Here is a 2478-nt window from a genome sequence, read left to right as displayed (position 1 = left end):
TTCAGAGCAGGGTAGGTATGACGATTTGCGAGATCGTGCAAACAAGGCTCTCTCAGAGCGTCAGGAACGCATAAACGAGCTTGAAGAACAGTTAAGACCATCTCACAGACGCGGTTTTTAATAGTAGGTCGAGCTTGTTGATTGCAGCTTGCTGCATTCAACAGGCTGACCCACCAAGCGAAGCGCGGTAGCCACTTCATCTGAACTGCCAGATCGCAGCGGTCAACACGTTGCCCGCATGACCGCCAGAATAGATCCCTTTTGGCCGGATTGAATATCAATATAAATCAACAACTTACTTGGGGGGGGGTAGGCAACCCTAGAGTGCCTACCCCTAGGCACTCCTAGATTACCTACCCTCTGCCGTTTTTTGGAAAAGTTTTTCCATTTATTGGAATTTTTTTTCATGCTTTGTGATATGTTATGCCTACCCCTGTGGAAAAAGGATTTTTTATGAAAAAAATAGGCACACCAAGCGCTCCCAAGCCTCACAAAGCAGGCTCATTTGTGCAAACGGAAAGAGCCGCGCATGAAGCCTGGGCAAAACTTGTGTTAAAACAACCTAAAGCAGCTGCTCTAATGCACTTGTTATGCTCCAGAATGGACGCATCAACAAACGCTGTAGTTTGCTCGCATACGATACTTGCAGAGCTTATGGGATGCTGTACGAGAAGCATTAAGAACTACTTAAAATCACTTGAATCAGAGCGATGGATTCAGATCGTTTCGCTTGGGAAAGGTGCGGCAAACGCTTACGTAGTCAACTCCATGGTTGCATGGGCTAAAGATCGCGAAATGCTTAAACACGCGACGTTTAAAGCTCAGGTGATAGTGTCTGCTGATGATCAGTCACCAGAAGCCCTACAAGCCGATTTAAGACGCATACCGGTGCTGTTTAATGGTGATATGCAAATGCAAGCCGGAGAGAGCGCAGAGCCGCCAACACAGCTATTGCTTGATCATATTCAGCATGACTTACCAAGCATCAGTGAAACCGATGATCAGTAGCGCCTGCGGCGCGGTTTGGCAGGAAAAGCAGGCCGCGCACCTGCTTTCTTAACTTCGCCAGTAGAAGCGCCAGAACACTTTTTTAAAAGCAAGTAGGCGCTCGCGAAGCTCGCCAGTTTGCTCAGCTTGTTTTTTCACCAGCGACATTTGAGCGTTCAGATCCGCTTTAGTCGCATGTAAAGCGCCTCGCAGAGCTGTTATCCGCTCTTTCAGTTTATCAATCTCAGCTGTATCAGTGACCGTTTTAGTGCGTAAATCATCACTAAAACCGCCCTCGTTAACCTTCGCTACAAGCTCTTTAAGCGCTTTGTGATATCGCTCATGCACAAACCCTACGGACAGCGGTTTAAGCCCTTTGGCTTGCATCTCTGCCCTGTGTTTAGCTTGCCGTTCTTTAGCTGTTGCTGCTTCTTTTTTGTCCATCATACCCACCTCACAGATCCGCTTAATCGACCAGCTTAGTATAGCATAGTTTTGTTATATATCACGTTATATATAACGGAGATTTCAGTTTAATAGAGACCGACTATTAAACTCAGACTGAATTATCCCACGTTGTGTTATATTCTGTCTGAGTTTGTCGGCTCCTACGGAGGGTTTAAAGATGTCCGGTTATCAATTTGCACACACTCAAACGTACAGCTTGAAAGGCAACAAAGTGAACAGATCCGCTCGTGATGTTCTGATGGAAAATAGCCGGGTTCCTGGTCAAGCTAATCATGTTAAAAACGTGAAGCCGCCAAAGTTGTTATTTGGCGTTGATCCTATTGAATTAATGCCAGTGATAGAACAGCGTATCGCTGATGCAAAAGCAGCGCTAAGAGGAACTGGCCAGCGCATACAATCAAACACACACGTACTGGAAGGCGCAGTATTCAGCCACCCTTTCTCTGTTGAAAGCTTACACAAAAACAAAGAGCGAGCAGCGCAATACATCGCTTGGCGAAACGATATGATCAAATACGCTATCGCTGATGCTGAAAAGCGAGGTATGCAAACGCTTTCGATAGTTGAGCACACAGACGAGACTTACCCACACATTCACGTTTTAAGCATACCTAAGTTGACGACAGAGAACCCAAGATTAGACGCCAAAGCTTGTCAGCAAGGCCATAAAGCCGCGAAAGCAGCAGCAGACAAGGGCGAGGATGCAAAACAGCAGATGAGAGCTTACAGGGACGCTATGAGCGAATGGCAAGACGATTTATGGGAATCAGTCAGTGCTAAACATGGTTTAACCCGTGTCGGCCCACGCCGGAAGCGCTCAACACGGCAAGAGTGGAACGCTCAGAAGCAGCTAACAGAGCAATTACAGAAAGCAATCAGACTCAAAGAAAAGCTCAGCATCGAAGTCGCTGATCTGCAAAACGTCAAAGCGCTGCTAGATGAAAACAAACACTTGAAAGTAGATAATCAAAAACTGCAAAAGCGCATAGAAACGCTTGAGAACGCCTACAGTGAGTTAAAAGT

3 protein-coding genes are annotated in these 2478 nt (G+C 46.3%); 2 read left to right on the top strand and 1 reads right to left on the bottom strand.

Annotated elements, in window-relative coordinates; all coding sequences use genetic code 11:
- Positions 1-453 precede the first annotated feature (453 nt).
- Complete coding sequence (locus tag QWY20_RS18420; protein ID WP_330130443.1) at positions 454-1008, top strand: helix-turn-helix domain-containing protein; 555 nt, start codon at positions 454-456, stop codon at positions 1006-1008.
- A 48-nt stretch (positions 1009-1056) separates the two neighbouring features.
- Here the strand turns inward: QWY20_RS18420 and QWY20_RS18415 are convergent, their stop codons facing one another.
- A complete protein-coding gene (locus tag QWY20_RS18415) occupies positions 1057-1431 on the bottom strand; it encodes a hypothetical protein (protein WP_330130442.1) in 375 nt (124 codons plus the stop codon).
- A gap of 181 nt (positions 1432-1612) precedes the next feature.
- Here QWY20_RS18415 and QWY20_RS18410 point away from each other — a divergent pair.
- Positions 1613-2478, top strand: an 866-nt coding sequence (locus QWY20_RS18410) for a hypothetical protein (RefSeq protein ID WP_330130441.1), incomplete at its 3' end; no start/stop codon positions are given.

Source organism: Alkalimonas cellulosilytica (assembly GCF_036325985.1).
Lineage (GTDB): Bacteria > Pseudomonadota > Gammaproteobacteria > Enterobacterales > Alteromonadaceae > Alkalimonas > Alkalimonas cellulosilytica.
The sequence above is the reverse complement of the archived record's forward strand: the minus strand, read 5'-3'. Positions and strand labels throughout refer to the sequence as shown.

What these genes read in the sequence shown, in the direction of transcription:
- QWY20_RS18415 (WP_330130442.1), bottom strand. Translation starts at nt 1,431, where the DNA reads ATGGACAAAAAAGAAGCAGCAACAGCTAAAGAACGGCAAGCTAAACAC.
- QWY20_RS18420 (WP_330130443.1), top strand. Translation starts at nt 454, where the DNA reads ATGAAAAAAATAGGCACACCAAGCGCTCCCAAGCCTCACAAAGCAGGC.